At 63.5% G+C, this 20,896-nt stretch carries 19 protein-coding genes; 4 read left to right on the top strand and 15 right to left on the bottom strand.

Annotation, left to right across the window (positions count from 1 at the left end; translation table 11 throughout):
- Nucleotides 1–70 precede the first annotated feature (70 nt).
- The 3 genes from K3N28_RS05670 to K3N28_RS05665 form a co-directional block, all read right to left on the bottom strand.
- A complete protein-coding gene (locus tag K3N28_RS05670; protein ID WP_228091515.1) occupies nt 71–541 on the bottom strand; it encodes a hypothetical protein in 471 nt (156 codons plus the stop codon).
- Nucleotides 542–657: 116 nt separating this feature from the next.
- Nucleotides 658–1,113 (bottom strand): transposase family protein, encoded by a 456-nt coding sequence (locus K3N28_RS23490; protein WP_374209703.1) that lies wholly within the window; start codon nt 1,111–1,113, stop codon nt 658–660.
- A 193-nt stretch (nt 1,114–1,306) separates the two neighbouring features.
- Nucleotides 1,307–3,493 (bottom strand): CHAT domain-containing protein, encoded by a 2,187-nt coding sequence (locus tag K3N28_RS05665; RefSeq protein WP_228091514.1) that lies wholly within the window; start codon nt 3,491–3,493, stop codon nt 1,307–1,309.
- 663 nt (nt 3,494–4,156) lie between these two features.
- Here K3N28_RS05665 and K3N28_RS05660 point away from each other — a divergent pair.
- Complete coding sequence (locus K3N28_RS05660; protein ID WP_228091513.1) at nt 4,157–4,666, top strand: hypothetical protein; 510 nt, start codon at nt 4,157–4,159, stop codon at nt 4,664–4,666.
- A 111-nt stretch (nt 4,667–4,777) separates the two neighbouring features.
- On the opposite strand, the gene K3N28_RS05655 is transcribed toward K3N28_RS05660, so the two are convergent.
- The 6 genes from K3N28_RS05655 to K3N28_RS05630 form a co-directional block, all read right to left on the bottom strand.
- Entirely contained in the window at nt 4,778–4,915 is a 138-nt protein-coding gene (locus K3N28_RS05655; RefSeq protein ID WP_228091512.1) for a hypothetical protein, read from the bottom strand.
- Between the two features lie 431 nt (nt 4,916–5,346).
- On the bottom strand, nt 5,347–6,645 hold the full coding sequence (locus K3N28_RS05650; RefSeq protein ID WP_228091511.1) for an SAVED domain-containing protein: 1,299 nt from the start codon (nt 6,643–6,645) through the stop codon (nt 5,347–5,349).
- A gap of 1 nt (nt 6,646) precedes the next feature.
- A complete protein-coding gene (locus tag K3N28_RS05645; RefSeq protein ID WP_228091510.1) occupies nt 6,647–7,195 on the bottom strand; it encodes a Mov34/MPN/PAD-1 family protein in 549 nt (182 codons plus the stop codon).
- Complete coding sequence (locus tag K3N28_RS05640) at nt 7,192–8,466, bottom strand: ThiF family adenylyltransferase (protein WP_228091509.1); 1,275 nt, start codon at nt 8,464–8,466, stop codon at nt 7,192–7,194. Before K3N28_RS05640 ends, K3N28_RS05645 begins: the two co-directional genes overlap by 4 nt.
- Before the next feature lie 19 nt (nt 8,467–8,485).
- The gene (locus K3N28_RS05635; protein ID WP_228091508.1) at nt 8,486–9,046 is read right to left on the bottom strand and encodes a hypothetical protein; all 561 of its coding nucleotides are present in this window, start codon (nt 9,044–9,046) and stop codon (nt 8,486–8,488) included.
- Between the two features lie 40 nt (nt 9,047–9,086).
- Nucleotides 9,087–10,052, bottom strand: a complete 966-nt coding sequence (locus K3N28_RS05630; protein WP_228091507.1) for a hypothetical protein — start codon at nt 10,050–10,052, stop codon at nt 9,087–9,089.
- Between the two features lie 780 nt (nt 10,053–10,832).
- Between K3N28_RS05630 and K3N28_RS05625 the strand changes: the two genes are divergently transcribed.
- Entirely contained in the window at nt 10,833–11,006 is a 174-nt protein-coding gene (locus tag K3N28_RS05625) for a hypothetical protein (RefSeq protein WP_228091506.1), read from the top strand.
- Nucleotides 11,007–11,203: 197 nt separating this feature from the next.
- Here the strand turns inward: K3N28_RS05625 and K3N28_RS05620 are convergent, their stop codons facing one another.
- From K3N28_RS05620 to K3N28_RS05600, 5 genes are all read right to left on the bottom strand, one after another.
- A complete protein-coding gene (locus K3N28_RS05620; RefSeq protein ID WP_228091505.1) occupies nt 11,204–13,228 on the bottom strand; it encodes an N-6 DNA methylase in 2,025 nt (674 codons plus the stop codon).
- Nucleotides 13,228–13,860 (bottom strand): restriction endonuclease subunit S, encoded by a 633-nt coding sequence (locus K3N28_RS05615; RefSeq protein ID WP_228091504.1) that lies wholly within the window; start codon nt 13,858–13,860, stop codon nt 13,228–13,230. Before K3N28_RS05615 ends, K3N28_RS05620 begins: the two co-directional genes overlap by 1 nt.
- An 85-nt stretch (nt 13,861–13,945) precedes the next feature.
- A complete protein-coding gene (locus K3N28_RS05610; protein ID WP_228091503.1) occupies nt 13,946–14,152 on the bottom strand; it encodes a hypothetical protein in 207 nt (68 codons plus the stop codon).
- Between the two features lie 1,892 nt (nt 14,153–16,044).
- Nucleotides 16,045–16,608 carry a dihydrofolate reductase family protein gene (locus K3N28_RS05605; RefSeq protein ID WP_228091502.1) on the bottom strand — a complete coding sequence of 188 codons (564 nt, stop codon included), beginning with the start codon at nt 16,606–16,608 and terminating at the stop codon, nt 16,045–16,047.
- A gap of 1 nt (nt 16,609) precedes the next feature.
- Nucleotides 16,610–17,428, bottom strand: a complete 819-nt coding sequence (locus K3N28_RS05600; RefSeq protein ID WP_228091501.1) for an alpha/beta fold hydrolase — start codon at nt 17,426–17,428, stop codon at nt 16,610–16,612.
- Nucleotides 17,429–17,959: 531 nt separating this feature from the next.
- Here K3N28_RS05600 and K3N28_RS05595 point away from each other — a divergent pair.
- Entirely contained in the window at nt 17,960–18,730 is a 771-nt protein-coding gene (locus K3N28_RS05595; protein WP_308062107.1) for a peroxide stress protein YaaA, read from the top strand.
- A 129-nt stretch (nt 18,731–18,859) separates the two neighbouring features.
- On the opposite strand, the gene K3N28_RS05590 is transcribed toward K3N28_RS05595, so the two are convergent.
- Nucleotides 18,860–19,357: an inorganic diphosphatase gene (locus K3N28_RS05590; protein ID WP_228091499.1), complete on the bottom strand. Its 498-nt coding sequence runs from the start codon at nt 19,355–19,357 to the stop codon at nt 18,860–18,862.
- A gap of 55 nt (nt 19,358–19,412) precedes the next feature.
- On the opposite strand from K3N28_RS05590, the gene dacB reads away from it, so the two are divergent.
- Nucleotides 19,413–20,861 (top strand): D-alanyl-D-alanine carboxypeptidase/D-alanyl-D-alanine-endopeptidase, encoded by a 1,449-nt coding sequence (dacB, locus tag K3N28_RS05585; protein ID WP_228091498.1) that lies wholly within the window; start codon nt 19,413–19,415, stop codon nt 20,859–20,861.
- Nucleotides 20,862–20,896 lie beyond the last annotated feature (35 nt).

Raw genomic sequence — 20,896 nt, 5'->3', positions numbered from 1 at the left:
CCTACGCGTCGGCTTCAACAGCGGCGATGGGATGGCGGGCGCGCAGCAGTGGAGCCATATCGGTAATCGGTCATCGCCGTTCGGGACGGTGCACCCACTCCACGGTGGTGATCTTAGGAGCCGTAGTGGATTCGTCCCGCCAACTGACCTCCACCTGGGCCGGGAAGCTGCAGGTGTTGTAGCCGGTTGGGAGGGTGCCTACGGCGTACCGCCCTGGCTCCACCGCTTTATTTTGCGTGAGGTTCCAGGGCTGGCCGAATTCCTCCACGGCAAGATCGTGCAGCGTATGACCGCTGACGTTAATGAAGCGCCAGTACGGTTGCTCGAGCGCTCCGCTGCTGAATGCCTCCACTCGCCAGGGGCCAAACTGGACAATCCCGTCGCGAGCAAGCTCGTGGGCGTGCTGCTGCTGTGCCACCATGGCGCTCGACTCGGAGGCGTTCGCCGACGCTTGAGCGGAGCGGGCTGACATCGCGCTGAAGACCAAGGCGATGGTCGCCACCAGGAGGGCGCCGCAGGCGATCCAATCACTCGGTTGCATCGCCTCACATTAGTCCCGCAGATTCCTGGAATTCATCCCACCTATTTACTCCGTACTGCGTGCAGTTTCAGGAATGCTGTTCTCGTGCGTACCCGTGCGCCCCGAAGTGTCTGATTTTAGAAACGCAAGCGCCCCGACTTGAGTCGAGTCCTCGCCGAGCCGGCCCTCGGGCTCGATCGGCTGCGGAACGGGGTCGGCGTCCGGTCCCTGCAGGGCGTGGGCGAGTGCTGGTTATGGTGTGATTCCGATGAATGATAGTGGCCTGTAAGGGTTTCGGGGCAGCTTCTCGCAGGCCGCAGTGGAGCAGCGAGCCAGGCGCAGACGGCCCGGTCCAGAGCGTCGCCGTCGATCCGGGCCAGGAGCGAGGTCAGGCACTGGCGCGTGGGTGATCTTTTGCGGCCCAGCGGATGCCGGCGGATGCCGAGCGCGGCCAGGACCTCGGTCGGGGCGTCGACGGCCGACTCGCAGACCGCCTCTGCCGTGACCGCGCCGGCCACGATCGCTGCCGCGCACCGTGCGAGCAGGCTCGACAGGGAGTACCAGCGGCCGCACCGCCCACGCGGGTCGGGCACCCAGGAGAGGTAGCGGCGAAGGTCAGGGACCTCGTCGAGATTGATCTCGCCCAGATTCGCGAAGGCATCGCGATGGGAGATCGTGGTCTACCTGCGCCCGATCGTGGCAGCCATTCTCAGCGGTACTGTCCTCGGTTAACCCCTCAACTCCATGTCATCGCTGGCACCATACTCGTCCTACTGACAGCACGATTCAGAAAGCCTGACCTTCAGTAACGCGGCTATATCGGTCTTGCAGGGTTGAAACAAATATGCGATCAGGATTTCCAGCAAAAAGATAGAACAATGATTCTGGTACATAACCCGGCCTTCGGAACCAATTACGCACCGCATCTCCCATTCCTTGCTCTTCCGCCATCTCTCCCAGGACCGCTTCCGTATCTTCATAAATGTGAGCGTTCCGCAGACGTCCAACAGATCGATTCATCATGAAGTCGGCAAGCACGGTTTGACCGTCGGGCCCTCTACTGAGCCCCCACTCATGTAGCGATCGATTGGATGGAGAAAGTACATCATTAACGGCATTCCCCGATTGAGTCATATGCCAGATCTCCAACAGGCTTTGATGCCGATTTGCGTCAGCTTGAGCTTCGGCAATGTTTACAAGAAATCTCGACGTGAGCACGGCGTTGTGCCGGACGTCAACTGGTATTTGTGTACCAAGGACCGCAAAGACGCCCTCTCGAAGCAATAGATCGGTAACGCTGATAGCTCCGGCCCCTCGAGGGGCAACGTGGCATGCACTAAGAATCACTAGAGGCGGTGGAACATCAAAACCAAGTTCGAGACAAAACTCCTTCTTGCCAATTACCAGGCCTGCAGCGTTGCCTACTACAGCTCCATGTGCACTAATGATTAGAATATCTGGAGAATGTCTAGCAACCGCCTGCTGAAGTGACTTCCGGTTCAAAGTCTCTGCAAGAATTATAGATACGCCGTTGGCATACTCATCAAAGGTTCCCTTGACTGCACTCCACGCCATTCGGGAGAGGAGACCAACTGTGTCATCCGTCGGAATACACTCCGCTACCAAGACTCGCATTTTTCTCCCGAGGTCAATATGCATCGCGGGTTGCAATTCCTGCTGGATTGCCCTTGTAAGTGGAGTAAGAGGTCGGTAGCAGATAGGCAATCTAGCCGAAAGAGGAGCAGAATCGCCTGGCAACCTCAATAGACCAATTGGAAAGTCCGAGAAAACCGTGATACTTGAAGCTCTTCGAACCATCCCGACAAGATAATCGCCCCAAAGGTTTCGCGCAGCCTTGTCAAGCCTTCCAAGTAGAGTCCACACACTGGACGCCCTGATAGTGTCATAACTGAAATGCTTTTCGAGAGTAGCGAGTGCTGCAAAAGCATCCGGCGGGACGGACGGCATGAAGTATCCGGCACCGCTTGTACCGAGTGTGCGATGCGTTGCTATAAACTCAATTGCCGCGCGCTCAATCAGTTGATCTGATCGATGAGCAATTGACGAATCCCATGTGTCGTCTGTATCGATTCTATGCATGGGCATAATAGTTCGGCGCAAATTGTCGTCAAATGATCTGCGAGCATAGCTTGCTGAAACTCCAGGGAATGCCAATGTCAGAGGAATGGATTCCCTCCTCATTTCTTCGAGAATTACTTGCGGCATTTGCCGATCCGCTTCCTCGAAGCTTGCATTCTCATTCTCGAGCCGCACAGTTCCCGCAAGTACAGCACGTTCTTGGGACGCATCGAAGATAAACGCGTCCAGATCGTCAGTTGAACCAGCCACCCTCTGTTCCGAACCCGCCTGAAATTGCCTAGCAAGCCATCGCCTAGGCAGCTCTACAATGGCAGAGTCCAGTCTCCTTGTAAGCCGAGGCTCATTGCCAAGATATTCAACATCCGGAATTAGGATGTCATGAATTTCCTTCCAATGCGCCTTGAGATTCTCATTTGAGATTGCTGAGTAACAAATTGGCGGAAGCGAAAACCCGATTTGTTTAGATTTCTCAGTCGCTTCCGTTAGCAGCGAGTCGGGACACACTACTAGCATTGGCTTGAAGTGATCAGGATAGGCTGAGCAAAGTTCTTGATTAAACCCGCTAATCGGCACGAGCAGAATATTATGATTTAGACGCAACTCTCGCTGCTTTAGCAGGACGTTCGCCGTAACGTCAACAGTTTCGAAGGCGGCGTTCGGAAGATGCAAACAGTACCACAATCCTGTTAGCGCCTCACTTACAGGCTTGGACAATCCGTGAGGCACTGTGAACTCAGAATTGTTTACCAATGGAGCAGGCGCAAATGGCGTATAGGATCGACTATCTTCATCGTGGATCCGATTGTCGAAAACAACGGCGTACAATGGATTCTGCCGTATAACTCTAGGCACAACTTGTTCCTTATCTTGCATCGCAGCTTACTTCCAGATCAGAATGTTCGTGCTCAAAGAATGCTACATCATGAACCAGTAACTCGCCGATCTAGGACGACCTTGACGTCCTTACCTCGCTCTTCTTTTTGGTTGTCAAACCTCGACTCAAACCAATGAAATTAAATCAAACATCGACACCATCTCCTCGAGTTCTACGTCAGCGCCGTCAACGGGAGGTCACTGCAAGCTCGGCGACGCGAGCGGTGTCGGCGTCAGCTCCAGCGTCAGCGTCAGCGGCGACGTGTGCCACGGCGGCCATCGCAGTGGACTCGGTGTCCGCCACCTCAGCAGCGCTAGCGAGGTCGGTCAACAGGGCGCCGCGCGTTCGGACGGCCGATGCGGACTGCGGCCAGGCCGCCACGCGGCCGCCGTCGCCGTGTCAGGCCACGGCAACGCACCTGGACAGCGCGCTAGCTAGCAAGACTGCTAACAAGCCAGCTAGCTAACCGCGAGCCTTCCATTGGTCGCTCGGCCGAGCTCCTTCCATGGGTTCGCGCTCGCGCGCTTTTCGGTTCTAGTGATTCCATGCGGCACTACCGCCACTCGCCGCCCTGCTGTTCCTCGGACCCCAGGACGCGAACCCGTCTTGACAGTCACGATCGGTATTGTGGTCGTGACCCTTGCCTCGCAACGTGAATCGCCTTGGAGGACGTCGTGACAACCCCTGCCCCCATCCACCCTTCCCTGCCGCTGTCCCGCTGGATCGAGCCCGGAGACGGGCTGGGTTGGGCGAACACCGGGTTCGGTATCGGCGCTGGGATCGCGGTGTTCCCCGGCGGGATCTTCCTGATGATGCTGCACGAGGGCGTCTGGGGGGCTGCGGGCGCGGACCGTCCCTTCTCGATCCTGCTCGCCATTGCGGCCTGGGTTATCTGCCTGACGGCCCTGTTCGTCCTCGCCTGGTTCATGGTGACTGTCGGCACCAGTGCACACGGCACCCGCGTTGCCTTCGCTGCTGCGGCGGTCACGGTAGCCGGCACCGCCGTCGCCCCGGCACTCTTCGGAACGACCGGGGTCCTCAACGGCATCGGCTTCGCGCTCATCACCCTCCTCGCCCAGGCCGCCTGGCTCGTCGGCGCGATCCTGGTCATCGGCGGCTGGCGCATCGAAGAGTTCGGCGAGGACGAGGTCCCTGGCGACACCGCGCAGTGAATCCCCGGTCCCGGGCGGCCGGGATCGTAGGGTGCATACCGTGGACAGCGAAGCGATTCCCGGGGATGCCGTCGTCGACGAGGTCGAGCGGTGCGAGGACGGGTGCCGCAGCTACTTCTCGATCGACTCCAACCGGTACGACATGGACTCCGACATGGCGACCTGTGCCGGGTGCGGCCAGTGGGTGTGTGTCGAGTGCGGGCGCCGACCGGTCTCGGAGTACACGATGGTCTGCGAGCGGTGCTTCACCGCGGGTGCGGAGTTCCTCGAGGGCCTGTGGGCTGACGAGGACGCGGACGCGAAGGTAGAAGCGGAAGCGGCCCACAACTCCGTAAGTACGGAGTTACGGGCCTCGTCGCGGCGGGCGGCTGACTATGCCTCGGGGCGCTTGGCGAACCCCCTTGCTGCGACCCGGCCAGTGACCTCGGGATCGTCGTTGGCTTGCGCCAGTATCGCGTGGAGCAGCTCGGCGGGTCAAGGTGGTCACGGCCGAGGGAAGCTCGACCCGTTCGAAGCGGGCCCTTACTCTCGCTGCCCCGGCCGTGCAGGGAATTGTCCGGTTACAACCAGTTTTCCGATGATTTTGATGCGCGCTGGTTTGTTGGTATCCCGCCCGGTAGCTCGAGTGGCCGAGGTGCGTTCCACATCGTAGGAGGCGCTGGGTGCGGGCGAAGCAAACTTCAATCTAGGAGCACCTCGTGGATGGGACCGCCGAGTGCAGACGCGCGGACTCGAAGAGCCGGGACGTACCGGGGTCGAAAGTCGTCCCCAGTCTCGGTGGCCTGGGAATCGTCCCACTCGTAGGCCACGAAACGGATGGTGTTGGTAAGCCTCCCTAGCAAAAGGGCTAGCGGGAAGGGGCAGCGCAGCAACAGGTGCACTGTGGCATTATCGTTGTTGTTCGAGAACGAGCGGATGTGAGCGGCCGCGTCGGATGCGATCGCGCCAGCTTCTGCAGGATCGAGGAGTTCTCCGCAGGTGCTGGTGAGGTGCCGCCAGGCATGAATTGAGCCAGCGTGTTCTGCGAGGAAGCGCTCGAAGGCTGCGTCGCTTCTCTGCGGCAATAGGTCGAGGTACACCGCTACCGTGGGCCGTGCTCGTTCTGAGGTATTCAGCGAAGTCTCCTGGGCGGCGACTTGGATGTATGGCACGCGGGAGTGCTGCGCTTCGCTGCTGCTTGCCCAGATTGCTTCGCGCTGGTCGACCACTTCAATGGCCCCGATCCGTGTGGACGGCAGGGCTGTGCCGACGGCGAATGCGACGGAGAGATGCGCCCCACCATGTATACGGACACGCTGAGCGCCGGAGCGGGTCACCGCGTCTGGGAGCAGTCCGAGGGTGTGCTGCAGGTCGGTCAGCCCTGCGGCCCCCGGGAGGCGCTCATGTTCGGAGGGCCGGACTCGGATGTCGAGCTGGCAACCAGTGCGGTCGTAGACCTGCGGCGTGTTCCGGGTCTGCACCGAGAGGCTGAATGTGTGAGCGTCGGTCTCGACCCGATCTCGCTGGCAAGCAATCCGGTTCCAGAGGAGTCGTTGGAGCAGCTGTTGGAGTCCTTGCCGGTCGGTTGGTTGCTGGTCGACGCCACGCAACGTCTCCGAGTCGAGGCTCAGGAGGCGGTCCGGCGCATGGTAGTCGAGCCCGCCGCTGTCCTGTTGGACGGAATTGGCGATGCCGAGCGCGAAAGCCGGGTACATCTGGTGAAGCCGTAGGAGCCGCGGGGCCTCGACAGTCTTCACCACCTTGCTGTGTCGGATGTCCGGCGTGATTACCAGGACGCCGCCGGAGATCCCTTCGTCGATTGCCTGCTTGAGACGCTCATTCGTGTCGCCGGGGGGAAGGTCATCGCGATCGCGCCATACCGGCAGTCCGGCGGCGCGCAAGAGCCAGGCCAGTTCCTGGACGATTTCGGTTCCGTCAGATTGACGGTAAGAGATGAAGATCGGGCCGGTCGAATCGACGTCGGCGGTGCCAAGGTCCATTTCAGTCCCCTTGAAGCATTCGTTCTTGCCATGATTCGGGGCCGGGGTCGGTTTCACCGCCCGCGTTTGGCGCACAGGGGCCAGCAGGCATCATTGTTACGGGCCGGACGCGGTCAGGTTCCACGACCCAGGCCGCTGCTGTGATCCCGGAGCGTGGATGCAGTCCGACGACTATCGCGATGAAGTGCACGAAGCCGAGCTCGGGATCAGCGAGATGGCGCCGGTATGACAACAAGTCGGTTCTGCTGGGCACCAGGCTACCGATCAGATGGGTGTGCCATTCCTCGATCCACTGACTATGGTCGGTACTCCAAGCTGCATCGGAGATCTGCTGCACATGTTCGAGATCCCGGAAGAAGAAGTCGACGCCTCTGCGTGCGTTCGGCCCCGGCCCGCCTGCGTGCAGCACCTCGACTCGCTGATCGTATTCGGTACCGAGGAGGATCCCCCCGGTTTCCAGACCGTCGCGAGACAGCATGGCCTCGCGAACGATGATTGCCGATGCGATATCGCTCGCGGATATCGTTCGGATCTCTGGAAGGTCGCTCATGCGGAACCACAGGTGAAGCATGTTGGTCGGGGGGCTGGAATCGACAACCAACGAATCTCCCCGGCCTTCTGTAGATCGAAGGGTGCTTGGTACAGGCGCGCGGGTCTGAGCCCCAGCAGGGCGTACTCTCCGGGAAGTCGCTGCGTGTGGTCGCCGTGGAGCGACTCCAAGAGTGTCGCGATCGCGATCTTTGCCATCAGTGTCCCGATGTAGTGGAGGTCCGGTGGTACGGCGGTCATCGGCTTGTGGACTTGACCGGTGCCGTAGGCGAGCTCTTGATCGGCCTCAGGGTCCAATGTGCCTTGGTCTGAAAGGTGCTGTCGGTGACAGAGCAGGCACCCAAATCTTGGGGTGGGGCGGAGCCGGATGACCTCGCCGATCGCGCCGTCGTCGAGCACGCACGCGAGCACCGATGGTTTGCCTGCTCGGCGAGAGAGATGGCTGACGACCCGGCGCGGCGCGATCCCGTCGGCGGCACACAAGACGAGGTCGACGCCATCGACGAGCGGGCGCACCAGGTGGGCATCGGCCACCACGTCGAGCCGGCGGGTCTCCACATGCAAGTTAGGCCACCGCTCCTTGAGGTGATCCTTCAGGGCGTCCACCTTGCGGCGGCCAACGCTTTCTGCACCGAGGACGTGGCGGACCATGTTGTGCCAGAGGAACCGATCGGGGTCGATCAATTCGATGCGGCCGATGCCGTAGCCGGCGAGCGCTTCGGCCGCAGCACCCCCGATACTGCCGCAGCCGACCAAAATGACCGAGTGCGCTTTGAGCTGCTCGATTGGCCATAGGCTAGCAAGTTGTCCAATACCCACGACCTCAGGCTCGATGACGAGCGAGATCGGTTCGACGCCGGTGCGCTGGACGAGCCATCCGGCGAACTCGCTCGCACCGAATTCACGAGCTTCCACACTCAATCCCGGATCGTGCGTGACCATCAGACCGAGACCGTTACCGGGATCGGAGACGCCAGGCACGAGCTCGTGGAAGCCCTCAAAGCTGATCCCGGTCCCAGGGCGCCGGATCATCGCCCGATGCCGAACGTGGAGATCCGGTCTCGACGGGCGCATCCACTGCGCAGGATGCGTGATATCGCCCCATCGCAATTTGCTGTACTCAGTGGGGATGTCGACCGGGACTCGGACGTCTCGCGAGGTCTCGACCGATATGACGACAAACAACTCCTCCGACGGTATGGACTTCATGACGAGTACGCCGCCGTTCAGATCCGAGTTACGGATCTTCGCGACAGCATCCTTGGTGAGCACAATGTGAAAATCAGCGTGACTAGTTGTCATCAGGGCTCTCGATTCCGGCCGAGTCCGCCATCTCTTCGGTTGCAGTGATCAGCTCGTCCAACAAGGGGTCAGAGACGATGCCGTTGACGGTCATGCAATCGATGGCGCCGACCTTCATCAGTGCGTACTCGATCCGCCAACCAGCGGCCTTTGCCAGTAGCTCTGTCAAGCTTGTCTCCGGTTGCCAGCCACCCACGCTCTGCAAGAGGCACAGCGACCCGTTTGGAGCAACATGCCACGCGGATCGTGTGCGCTCTGAGAGCGACGGCTCGGGATCGACCGGGTAGATGATCGGCGCGATCATCGGGTATGCGGCCGGGTACAGCACCATCATGGCGAGGCCGGTGCTCCCGACAAGCCGATCAAGTCCTTCGGGCTGCGGCCGGTCGAACGGCCAGATCGGAAGCACACCAACCCATGCCCCGTGGTGGAACCCCGACTCGACCCGGCCGGGGGTCTGGTATTCGATGCCCGGCGCGAATGCGGCGACGTCATCAAGGTCGCGCTTCAGTCTTCTGGGTTCAGCTTCCGTCCACAGAATCGGTTCCATCCGTGTCCCAGCCTTCCTGAGCTTTCCAGTCTCTAGCGATTCATCCCTGCGGCGTGTCCTTGACCGGCCTCGGCGTGATGGAGAGGGCTGCCCCGATAGCAAGGTCGCCGGATACTGGTGGCTGCGGGAAAGCATCGCCGAAAACCTCGCCCCACTGCCGGATTGCATAGGCGGCGTCGTTGCTGGACTGCGCCATGACGGCTCGAACCGCGTAATCCCTCGCGGATTCAAGCCGGTCGGGGAACTTCGAGTAATCGAGATCAGCCTGGATCGGGCCGCATAGGCCAGCGGGGTCGGTGACTTCGCCCCCGCCTTCGATGAAGTACGAGGCGGCCACGAAGAAGTCCTTGATCGCCGCGGCCTGGGAGCCCTCCGTGGGAAGGAAGCGGAGCGCGAGCACCTCCATGACGAGCGATTTGATTTTGATGTTCTGGTCCGCGGCCCACCACTTGAGCATGCGGACGCTACCTGCGAACTTGTTCCACTCGCCGTGCTTCTCGGCTACCTCGGCGATCAATGACTCCGGATCACAGAGGATCCAATCCTCTGAGAGGGCTTCAGGGACAAGGAGCTTGTCTTCTCGGCGAAGAGCCGGCATTGCATCTACAGTGAAGGCGGCCGGATCGTCCGGATCGTCCAGGAAGCACTTGACGGCATGGTTTCGCCATCGTGCCAATCGAACAACCTGAGCGCTGGTTCCCTCGGACGTTCCGAGAAGCTGGTGGACACGTTCGCGCGTATGGTCGAGGGCTTCCGCGGCGGAGGCCCCGGGCTCACCCCAGCCAGGACGCGCGTCGCCATCAAAGACCAGGATCACGTCGACGTCGTGTATAGGGTCTTTGTGCGTGCCGCGCGCGAGCGATCCAGACGGGATGACCTCCACGATCTCGTCCTCGGGCACGAATGCCTTTTTGAACAGGTCCCGCCGCACTCTCGCCTCGCGGACCTTCTCGATGTCGACGTTGACGGTCTTCTGAAACTCCCCGAAGGCCTCGCTGACGTTCATGGTCCACTCCTGATTGGTTTGACCAGCCGTAGTTTCGACGCTAGCGGAAGGCGCCGACAACCACAGCTCGCCGAACCGACTTTTCGGGATCTGAAACCTGGCAACAGCACCAGGACGCTAGACACCGTCCACTTCTCGTGTCCTGAGGCTGCGAATCGGCGTGGTGGCGAACCACGCTCCTCCGCAGCCCCATTGTTCCCGCCTTCAGTCTTCCTGAGCCTCTGGAACGCAGCGGGTGCCGCGGAACCTGTGCCCGTTTTTCGCGCCAACGTCGTCGAGGGCGTAGGCAACCTTGTGCCTTCTATTCAGGCGAATGAGCCGGGAACTGTCCGGTTACGACCAGTTTGCCGACACTCAGGGGCGCTGGTTTGCTGGTATCCCACCCCCGCCCCCGCCCCACGTCCCGCACCTCTGGCGCGATAAAGCCGTGAGGCCTACCCGGCACAGGAGCCGGGTCAGCCGGCCCGTCCGGCGGGGGTCGGTGCGGACCGGCGAGAGTCCAAGCCGGCACTCCTTCGGCCGACTCACAGGGGTATGGCAGGGTGCACGGGGATTCCTGGAGTGCGCGCACACCACTCGCGCACCCGACAGGGCGAAACCACACAGGCAGACCGAAACCATCACAGCCTGGGTGCGCGCACGCTGGGCGTGTGGTGCGCAGGTGGCTGGACGCACCCTCGGGTGCGCGCGCTACCTGGGAGAACGCCGAGACCACCGGTCTCGAACGTCACCAGAGAGGCATGCCATGCGCACCACGCCGCTGGAGACCATCGCCGAGTAATGCATAACGCCGCGCACGCCGAAGCCCGCTACACAAAGGAGGTCTACCGCTACCAGGAGCGGCTCTCGTCCGACGCCTACATATCCCATCCGCCGCGTGAGCTGGTGGGCCGCGTCGACCTCGTCCTCGCCCGCGCCGTGACCGAAGCGCGATCACCGTGGAGGAGTCCGTAATGATCCAAGACACCTACCTCGAGGGCCCACTCGCCTGCGACTGGGCTAAGGCACATGTCCGCAGCAGCGACGCGATGGACCGCTGGCGAGCCGACATCCGCACCCGTCTCGCCACTTGGCTCTCCACCGAACTTGGACGTTCCATCAGCGCCCACGTCCGGCGAAACGCAGGGCGGGCCTGAGGCCCCTGGGATGGTTCAGGCTCCGCCATGTGCAGGCGGGCGGAACCCCATGCTGCGGAGTTTCGCTTCAAGCGCTGCCGACCGTAGGCCGCGCTCGGTTTCGAGATCTCTCAACGAGGTTCCATACCGGGCGGCCCACGCCCGGAAAATGCTCGGAAGTTCTCGTCGCTTGATCGAGGCACGGAAAGTGGCTTTGTGGCAGAGGTCGTCTCCCAGAGCAGCAAGCACGCGCTCTATTACTGAAGAGGGGGCGTGCTTGCTCTCGTTAGGAACCTGCAGGTCTAGCTCGCCGGGACGCAATGCTTCATCAGGTAGATGCTCGATGAGGTATCTAAGATCGCTCTCGTGATCTGAGAGCCACCATGCCCATACGCCCAACGATTCATAAGTTTCCAGCACTCCGGCAACTCGGAGCTCGCTCACGAATGAATCTGCCAGGTCGTCATAAAGTTCCATTAGATCGCCGTCAAACAAGCATTGCTCGAATTCGGAAGCGATCGATTCCCAAACGGATCGACAGTGTCCGCCGAATGAGTCCTCAGCCTCAGAAGAACGTTCCTCGATGCGGGCTACAGTTGTATCGAAATCCTCAGGCAGAAATGTTAGATAATCACCTTCACTGAGCTCGAACATATCCGAAACTTCGACGCCAAGCGCCAGGAATCGGGGCATTTCTGCATCGACTTCAGCTCTTGGAATTCCACCGAACAAGGTCCCGCGAATATCGGGTGCTGCCCCACTGATTGAGCTTGTGGTCACGTATTGCGAGATGTTGAGGCTAAATCGATTCGCGGCTATTTCGTCGATTAGGACGTTTCTAGAGAAGCCCGGGATGGAGACGTGTCTTCTCACTGAAGACACGATCTTCTCGACAACTTCGGCTTCAATATGGCGCTTGCCTCGCGCCCGGGAAAGTTCATGGCCTGCATCGACGAAAAGAATACTCTCCATCCCCGTCAGAGGCTGCTGCAGCGAACTCTCACGAGGGCCCCGTACAATCAGAATGCAGATCGGAATTGAAGTCGCATACAATAGGTTTGAGCCAAGACCGATAATCGCCTCGATCCTGCCGTCCTCAACGATGTTCTTTCGGATTGTTCCCTCCGGCCCACCGCGGAAAAGCACGCCTGCGGGAGCAACGACAACACCGACCCCGTCTGGCTTCAGAGATGCGAGTACATGCTGGAGGACTATGAGATCAGCGTTATTTCCGCGTTCCGACGTCCACCCGTACTGCATTCGCTCCGGGGACGTGATGTCCTGAGGGCGGTACTTCATCGAAAAAGGCGGGTTCGAGAGCACTCGGTCGAATCTTCTCCACTGCCCTTCCTCGTCCAAAAGAGGGTTGTAGAGCGCGTCGCTGTGGTGAAGGAAGAACTCGGGAATGCTGTGGAGGAGCAGATTGATTCTGTCCCGGTCGCATATCGCCATATTGAACGTCTGACCGACAAGATCGACGGCGGCACCTGGCCCATACCGGTCGGTGACGTACGTACTTGCCGCAACCAGCAGGGAGCCGTTCTTCGCAAACGGGTCGTAGACCGTCTGCTCTGGTGAAAGATCGGCAAGGCGAACCATCAGCCTCGAGAGGAACGCCGGGAGCGGCGCGAAATCCCCCCCGCTCTTCCCGCTGTCGTCGGCAAAACGATGCTGTATCTCGTCGAAATCCTGCCCTACCACCGCGCCATGCTTGAGCGTGGCGCGCTTCAAGTTGACTTGGTTGAAGAGGTAGAACAGGCTCCGGGCGGTTTGGGGCTTCAAGCCGGTCGGCAGCTCGAGCGCCGTATTGGCAGTGCCGATCGACTCGGGGTTGGCTGACCTGAGCGCGCGCAGCGCCTCGGCGATCGAATCGATTGGACTTGTTGAGCCCGCGATCGCGTCCCATCTGGCCGCTGGTGGGACCTTCAGGAGCGTGGGTTGGTCAGAGGCGAGCTTGAGCAGCAGAAGGCTCGACACGGCGTTGAAGCCGGTCTGAATATCGACCTCGCCCCGGAGCAGTGCAAGGGCCTCCCAAAGCTTTCCGGCGAGTTGGTCGGACATCACTGCATCGCCTCCTCAAGCGCGACCTCCACGATCGAAGGCCGGAGCGATGCGAGCCGGGCAATGATCTCCCGTTCGACAGCGATCTGCCCGTCGAGTGCCTGCAGTGCTTCAGTGATGGCCAGCTGCCTCGCCACGTCCGGCAGCACGACCGGGAACTTGCCCAACGCGGACGAGGTGAGCAGCGGAACCGTAGTCCCCACCGTTTGTTGCTGTAGAAACGCCACCCATGAGCGCGAGTACGTCAAGTACGCCGACAGGTACCCGGGAATCACCTCAGTCGTTCGGAGCCGGATCCGCAGGCACGAAGAGCTGTACAACCAATCGGTCTCCCGAATCGAGACCAATGCCTGCCCGCCGAGCGAGCCCTGCCTGACCATGACGATGTCGTTCTCCCGAAGCGAGAACCGCTCCAGCTTCTCAGCCTCTGCCTGGGGCACCCGCCTCAGCCGCGAGTGGTCGATCGTTCTGAACTCAGTGAAATCTCGTGGGGAGACCATCGGCACGCCGGTTCCGACGTCCGGGAGATCCTTCAACAGCGATCCCGCCGGCCCCGCAGTGATCTCGCAGATCGTCCCGAGTTCGACACTCGGCGCGTTCGAGGTCGACTCGTGAAGTTCGAACATCGCCATCTTCCCCACCTAGATCCTCGTGTACCAGGTGGGCTGTGCACGGTCGCCGCCCACAGCCCACCTGTAGCTCACCTTGATGCAGTCACTACCGCAGCCCGCTGCGGATGATCTTGTCCGTCAGCACCGCCACGATCGTCGTGACAATGGTCGTCGCAATCGCCATGAACAAGGGCAGAGCCTGCCCCAGAGCCAAGAACCAGACCACGCAAACCACGAGGATCACGAGCGTGATCGCCACTGGCCGCAACGGCAGTTCGCCCGGTACGGTACAAGTGAGAACTGGTGGGGTCATGAGACCTTTCCTTTCAAATCTCCTCCACGCGGAGGGGCATCGTTGCCGCATCGCCCCGAAGGGGCCAACCGAGAGGGCGATGCGGCACCTTTTTCGTTCTGTGGCGCCTGCGGGCTCGTTGTGCGAGCCCTAGGAGACGAGCCTAGCATACGACTCCAGCATAGTCTGACTATGACGGTCGCTCTTTTCCGACTCCCCGGCCTTCCGGGCCAAGGTGATGAGCTTATTTGCGCTGGTCAGAGCAAAGCTTGCGGTCAACGAGCGCCCGCTGCAGCAGGCCACCGTCTGGCGAAGCGCACCCGGCCGCGAGGGGCTGTTCAGGCCCAGCCCCACCCCCGCCGGGGCCGAGCCGGGTTCAGGTCGCTGGGAGACCGTGGGCGTTTTCCAGGCCCGAGGCGGCCTGGCGTTGCCTCACCCAGGAACGCCTTCAACGCCGATCTGCGCGGGAGGCGACCATCAAATTCATATTGAAGACCGAGTCATGAACTGGCCGCTTACGACGAGTTTTCCGATGATCTTGAGGCTCGCTGGTTTGTTGGTATCCCGCCCCAAGGCTCGAACCTGCGACAGGCCAACGGGCGTCCACCATCTGGTCGCAGCGCCCGACAGCAGAAGCTTGCGATGTTCCTGAAGTCATGGATGCTGCGGGCAGATTCTCGTGTCTGTCCACATTGACAGCCCTTCTCGCCCATCCACAGCCCATCCACAGACAGCCGCATATGACCGCATCCGGCCGCCATCAACGGCACAACAAAAAACGGCCTCTGACCGGCATTTCGGCCGGTCAGAGGCCGTTTTCCCAGCTTCTTGGCGTGTAGGTTTCCGGCCGAGTAAGCCTGAACCTACGGATTAAAAGTCCGCAGCTCTGCCATTGAGCTAGAGGCCCTTGCCGAGACCATACCGTATCGGCGCGCAGCCGGGCTTGAGCAGTCGGCTGCGGCATCGATGGTACGGCATGGCCGCCACGGGGACCGTTCGACTCGGGTCCTCGTGGCGGCCGGCACGGTCGCTCCCCCGGGAATTTGTCGATCTCGCCCTACCGGCGGTTTTCGTGCCCGCCGATGACATTGGCGTAGATCCACAGCAGGACTTCGACGGAGTGCCCGGCTCAGGCGGCGACCTGCACCGGCGGGACGCCCGCGTACAGGCGCGGGAGATCCCCGAGTGTCGCAGGCGGTAGGGGCGTTTGCGGAGGTTCGACCGCCGCTCGGCGGGCCCGAAGGCGTACTCTCGGGCCTGGCGGGAGCGCAGCCAGACCGTTCCGGGGCCTACCTTGCGGCCCGTCGCCGGGAGGAAGCGTCCCACCGCGGCCGGTGCCGTACCGGTTGACGTGGGTGTCGATGAACTCGACCAAGCCGGGGCCGCACCTCCTTCGCGGAGCGGTGTCTGAGCCCGCGGACGTCGCGGGAGGCGCGTTGTCCGCCCACAGCCGCCTGGGAAAGCGTGACGGGTCTCCATCCGGTGGCGGGCAGACGCATCGGGGCAGTTCGGGGGCCGCGGCTTCTTCGGGGCGCGTCATCCCGTAGCCGAGGCATCCGACGAAGGCGACGTAACCGCCGACTGAGGGCCAACTGTAGGCAACGTCGGCTGCGGCCCGGAGGCGCGCATCCGACGTTGCGCTAGGCGCGGCATTGCAGGCCGGGCCCTGGTGGACGGGGTCGTTATACCCGGCCAGGACGTCGACGACGTCCATGGTGGCCTGTTGGGCGGCGACGATCGCGCTGAAGCCGGTTCGCTCCAGTAGTTGCGGGAGTTCTTCACGCTGGATGCTAGGAGGACCAGCACTTCGGCGATGCAGCCTCCGCAAGTGCATAAGCGTCACTTCTTGTAGGGCGCCTTTCCACCCGCATGCAGGCGGAGGCGAGCCGTCCGAGGTGCTTGAACTGCGATGGTCATGCGGCTCGCCGGTAGACCGTGAGGAGGACGCCGTCTCCGTAAACGGTGGGCTCGGCGAGGTGCCACCGGGACTTGTCGGTCGTTTCGGCGAAGAGCTTCCGGCCGGTCCCCAGCATCACCGGGAAGGTCATCAGGTGGAGCTCGTCGACCAGATCCCGCTCCAGGAGGCCCTGTACGAGTTGGATGCTGCCGGGGACGGAGATCTCGCCGTCGACCTCGCTCTTCAGGCGGTCGACCTCGCTGTCCAGGTCACCGGAAAGCACCGTGGTGTTGTTCCAGGCCGGGTCGGTGAGCGTGCGGGAGACGACGTACTTCGGCATGCCGTTGTACTTGTCCGCCAGTTCGCCTTCCATCTGCGGCCAGGCCGAGGCGAAGCCGTCGTAGGTCCTGCGGCCGAGCAGGAGGGCGGCGGAGCCGAGCGCTTCGTCCTCCTTGTACTTCTCGCCCGCCGGACCGCGGTCGATCTCGAAGCTCCAGTTCGGGTACTTGAAGTCCTCCCCGCCGGGCGCCTGAACCACCCCGTCGAGCGAGATGAACTCCGTGACGACGATGCGTCCCATGTCAGGCCCCTTCCTTGATGAACTCGCGGAGCGCGGCGGCGAGCACTTCGGGTGTGGTGGAGTGGTTCTCGCCGGGAACCGGCTTCAGCGCGGCCGTCGGCAGCAGCTCCGCGACCGCTTCGGCCCCGGTGGCCAGGAACGGCCAGGTATCGATGCCGTGCATGACCAGCACCGGAATCTCGATCCGGTTCCACAGGTCGGCGCGGAGGGGCTTGCCGAAGACCGTGTCCTTCAAGTTGCGGCCGTCGTAGGAGATGGTGTGCGCGATCGCCTCGAGACCCGGCCACATGTCGCTCTCCCGCATGCCCGCGACCGTCTCGGGCGGTAGCCCGACCGCCGCCGTCATGAACAGCTCGACCGCGTCGCCGGGCCTGCCGGCGGCCAGGGCGGCCTCGAGCCGTTCGACGTAGTCGTCGGGGAACGGCGCACGGCTGCGGTCGACGACGACCGGCGGTTCGAATACGGCGACCCGCTCCATCCGGACGCCCCCGTCGGCGGCGTTGAGTGCGAGATGCCCGCCTGAGGACCAGCCGAACACGGTCGCCGGGCGGCCGCCGCAGGCCTGCTCGATGATCGCCGCGAGGTCCTCGATCTCGCGCTCCACCGCGTAGGGCGCGGTGTCGCCGCTCTGGCCCCGGCCGCGGCGGTCGTAGTTGACCACCTGGAACTCGTCGGCGAGCAGCTCGGCCGCCTGGGCGTTCTCGGGTGTGGTGGCGCGGTACGCGGTCGCGCCGTCGATGATGATGATCGGCTCGCCCTCACCCCACGCGGTGTACGCGATGGCGGTGCCGTCGGCCGAAGTCGCGGTTCCTTCGAACATTTCCGGTTCACCTTCTGGTATCTGATCGCGCCGCTGGTCGCCGCGTCAAAACCAAGATATGGACCTCCCGGCTCCGAGTCTTGTACAGAAGCGACAAGGGATGCCGCCGCCTGTTTTGAGGCGCCCGCACGATTGTTTCCGGTGGCAGGCCGGCCTCGCTGCGGGCGAGACCGACGGGGACCCTGGCCCGGGGCGGCCGGGGGCCGCGTATGGCCCGCCCGGTCAGGGGGCTCAGACGAGAGGCGGTTTCGGGCCGGACTCCACCGCCGGGCCGGTGGCGGTGGAGCCTGCGGCGGGCGGTGTGGGCTCGGCACCGCCGCAATGGACGGCGCGGCGGCAGTCGCGGAGCACCGCCGCCGCGCCTTTTCGATCAGCGTCACACGCGGTCCTCGGTGGGGTCGGACCCGCTCCCGCTTGATCGAACATATGTACTATAAACCATCGCGGCGCGCCCGTGAACCCCCGGTCGGGTGAAATGCCAAGCGATCTGAGGAACGCGGTCGCCGCGCGGCACGGCCCCTCCGGCACCAGGTGGACGAGCAGGTAGACTCGCCTGCTGTGCTCATATTGCTGCCGCCGTCAGAAGGGAAGGCCGGTCAAGGCGACGGTCCTCCCTTGGACCTCGGTCGACTCTCCTCACCGGCGCTGAACCCCGTCCGCGAGCTTCTCGTCGACCGCCTGGTCGAGCTGTGCGCCGACGAGGACGCCGCCGTGAAGGCGCTCAAGCTCCCCGCGAGCAGCCGCCATTACGTCGAGGCGAACCGGACCCTTCGGACCGCGCCCACGCTCGCCGCCTGGGAGCTGTACAACGGCGTGCTCTACGACCGGCTCGGCCTCGGGGACCTCCCCGACGGCGAGCAGGTCCTGATCGCGTCGCCGCTGTGGGGGCTCCTGCGGCCCTCCGACCGCGTGCCGCCGTACCGGATGCCGATGAGCACCAGGTTCACCGGGCTCGACGGACTCGCGAAGCTGTGGCGCCCGGCCGTCGGGGAAGTCCTCGGCGACCGCGGCGACCTCATCGTGGACCTGCGCTCGGGCGCGTACGCCCAGGTGTGGGGCCCGAAGAACCGCGGCGTCACGGTGCGCGTGTTCAAAGAGGATCTCGCCGGGAAGCGCACCGTGGTCACCCACATGGCCAAGGCCACTCGCGGGGAGGTCGCCCGCGCGCTCCTCGCCGGCGGCGCCCGGCCCGAGTCGGCCGCGGACCTCGGCGACTTCCTCGCCGCGCACGGCTGGAAGATCGAGCTCAACGAACCGGCCACACGCTCGAAGCCGTGGCTGCTCGACATCGTGATCGACTGAGCGGCGGCACCAGGCGACCGGCCGGCGGGAGGCCGCCGCTCCGAAGCAGTGCGAAGGGGCCGGCCCGGGCGTTCGCCCGGGCCGGCCCCTTCGTCGTAGGCGCGGTCGGCGTCGCGCCGACCGTCCGCGTCAGTGGTTCGAGTGGTAGCCCTCGGTCTTGGCGCGCTCGAAGGAGCGGCGGACCTCTTCTTCGGCCTCGGCCCGTCCGGTCCAGGTCGCGCCCTCGACGCTCTTGCCCGGCTCCAAGTCCTTGTAGACGGTGAAGAAGTGCTGGATCTCCAGGCGGTCGAACTCGGGGACGTCGGCGATGTCCTTGAACCGGTCCTTGCGGGGGTCCTCGGCCGGGACGCACAAGACCTTGTCGTCCACGCCCTTCTCATCCCGCATCCGGAACATGCCGATCGCACGGGCGCGGATCACACAACCGGGGAACGTCGGCTCCACGAGCACCAGCGCGTCCAACGGGTCGCCGTCCTGGCCCAGCGTGTCGTCGATGAAGCCATAGTCGGCCGGGTACACCGTCGCGGTGAACAGGGTCCGGTCCAGGCGGATCCGTCCGGTCACGTGGTCGATCTCGTACTTGTTCGAGCTCCCTTTCGGGATCTCCACGGTCACGTCGAACTCCATCGGCCGACCTCCTCCAGGCTCAAATACAGTGCTCTTGATGGCCTAGTCTCTGTGCATGTCCCTCAGTGACAACGCCGACCCCAAGGTCGCGAGTAGTACGCCACACGCCACGCCCACCGCGCCCGCCCCGCAGCAGGGCCGGGCGCGCCGCCGCCGGGCGCTCACCGCGTTCATCGCCGCCCTCGCCGTCGTGGTCACCGTAGCCGCAGCGGGCGGCCTGGTGTGGCAGATCGCGGCCGTCACCGGCCCCCCGACGGGCACGTTCACCCCGCCCGAGGCCTATCCCCCGGCCGAGCCCGAACCCGTGCTGGCCACCTCCAACGCGAACGCGCCCCTCCCCGACCTCGCGTCGATCATGCCCGCGCTCCTCGACGACCCGCGGCTCGACGGCAGCACCTCGGCGTCGTTCGCCGACGCGCTGACCGGGGAGATCCTCTTCGAGCAGGAGGGCACGACGCCCCTCGCGCCGGCCTCGTCCATGAAAGTGGTCACTGCCGTGGCCGCGTTCCAGCACCTCGGCGCGGAGTACCGCATCCCGACGACGGTGGTCGAGGGCCCGACCGAGGACAGCGTGGTGCTCGTCGCCGGCGGCGACCCGACGCTGACGATCGACGGCGAGGGCTACTACACCGACTACGCGGCGGGCGCGAGCCTCACCGAGCTGGCCTCGCTGGTGCTGGAGGCGCGCGGCGGCGAGGTCCCGTCCACCGTCTACCTGGACACGAGCGTGTTCACCGACAGCGTCAACGCCGCGGGCGTGACGATGTACGAACTGCTCTACTCGACGGGCCCGATGGCGCCGATCATGGTCGACGGCGGCCGCATCCACAACGATCAGAAGTACTCCGAGCACCTCACCGACCCCGCGATGGCGGCGGCGCGGGAGTTCGCCGAGATCCTCGGCGCGAGCGAGGTGGCCGCCGGGACCGCGGCCGCGGACGCGGCCGAGCTGGCCGTGGTCCACTCGGCGCCGATGGCGGCGCTGGTGGACTCGTTCATCCTCACCTCGGACAACCTGCTGTCGGACGCGGTGGCGCTGCAGACGGCGCTGGTCGTCGAGGGCGAGATGACATGGGCGGCGATGGCCGCGGTGCACCAGTCGACGCTCCAGGACATGGGCGTGGACACGACCGGGCTGGTCTTCAACGACGGCTCGGGCCTGTCGCCGACCGACCGCATGACCGCGAGCGCGTTCACCCAGCTGCTGCTGAGCGCGACCTCGTCGCAGGCGGCGTCGGTGTTCGAATCCCTGCCGGTGGCCGGGTACTCGGGGACGCTGGACGACCGGTTCGGCTCCGCGGAGGAGGGCCAGGGCGTCGTGCGGGCCAAGACCGGCACGCTCACCGAGCCCTCGGTGGTGATCTCCCTGACCGGGACGCTGACGACGGCGGACGGCAGGCAGCTGATCTTCTCGCTCATGAGCAACGGGACGACGAGCGGCGAGGAGCCGGTCGAGGCGGCGCTGGACGAGATCTCGGCCGCCGTGTCGCAGTGCGGTTGCTGAGCGTCGGTTCGCCGTAGACCGTGCGCTGCGAGTCC

The organism is Glycomyces sp. TRM65418 (genome assembly GCF_019710475.1).
Classification (GTDB): domain Bacteria; phylum Actinomycetota; class Actinomycetes; order Mycobacteriales; family Micromonosporaceae; genus Glycomyces.
Note: the sequence above shows the minus strand (reverse complement) of the source record. Positions and strands in the feature narration are given on the sequence as shown.

What these genes read in the sequence shown, in the direction of transcription:
- K3N28_RS05645 (WP_228091510.1), bottom strand. Translation starts at nt 7,195, where the DNA reads ATGAGCGACCTTCCAGAGATCCGAACGATATCCGCGAGCGATATCGCA.
- K3N28_RS05665 (WP_228091514.1), bottom strand. Translation starts at nt 3,493, where the DNA reads ATGCAAGATAAGGAACAAGTTGTGCCTAGAGTTATACGGCAGAATCCA.
- K3N28_RS05635 (WP_228091508.1), bottom strand. Translation starts at nt 9,046, where the DNA reads ATGGAACCGATTCTGTGGACGGAAGCTGAACCCAGAAGACTGAAGCGC.
- K3N28_RS05650 (WP_228091511.1), bottom strand. Translation starts at nt 6,645, where the DNA reads ATGGACCTTGGCACCGCCGACGTCGATTCGACCGGCCCGATCTTCATC.
- K3N28_RS05615 (WP_228091504.1), bottom strand. Translation starts at nt 13,860, where the DNA reads ATGGCGATGTTCGAACTTCACGAGTCGACCTCGAACGCGCCGAGTGTC.
- dacB (WP_228091498.1), top strand. Translation starts at nt 19,413, where the DNA reads ATGTCCCTCAGTGACAACGCCGACCCCAAGGTCGCGAGTAGTACGCCA.
- K3N28_RS05605 (WP_228091502.1), bottom strand. Translation starts at nt 16,608, where the DNA reads ATGGGACGCATCGTCGTCACGGAGTTCATCTCGCTCGACGGGGTGGTT.
- K3N28_RS05610 (WP_228091503.1), bottom strand. Translation starts at nt 14,152, where the DNA reads ATGACCCCACCAGTTCTCACTTGTACCGTACCGGGCGAACTGCCGTTG.
- K3N28_RS05620 (WP_228091505.1), bottom strand. Translation starts at nt 13,228, where the DNA reads ATGTCCGACCAACTCGCCGGAAAGCTTTGGGAGGCCCTTGCACTGCTC.
- K3N28_RS05670 (WP_228091515.1), bottom strand. Translation starts at nt 541, where the DNA reads ATGCAACCGAGTGATTGGATCGCCTGCGGCGCCCTCCTGGTGGCGACC.
- K3N28_RS05600 (WP_228091501.1), bottom strand. Translation starts at nt 17,428, where the DNA reads ATGTTCGAAGGAACCGCGACTTCGGCCGACGGCACCGCCATCGCGTAC.
- K3N28_RS05590 (WP_228091499.1), bottom strand. Translation starts at nt 19,357, where the DNA reads ATGGAGTTCGACGTGACCGTGGAGATCCCGAAAGGGAGCTCGAACAAG.
- K3N28_RS05625 (WP_228091506.1), top strand. Translation starts at nt 10,833, where the DNA reads ATGCATAACGCCGCGCACGCCGAAGCCCGCTACACAAAGGAGGTCTAC.
- K3N28_RS05630 (WP_228091507.1), bottom strand. Translation starts at nt 10,052, where the DNA reads ATGAACGTCAGCGAGGCCTTCGGGGAGTTTCAGAAGACCGTCAACGTC.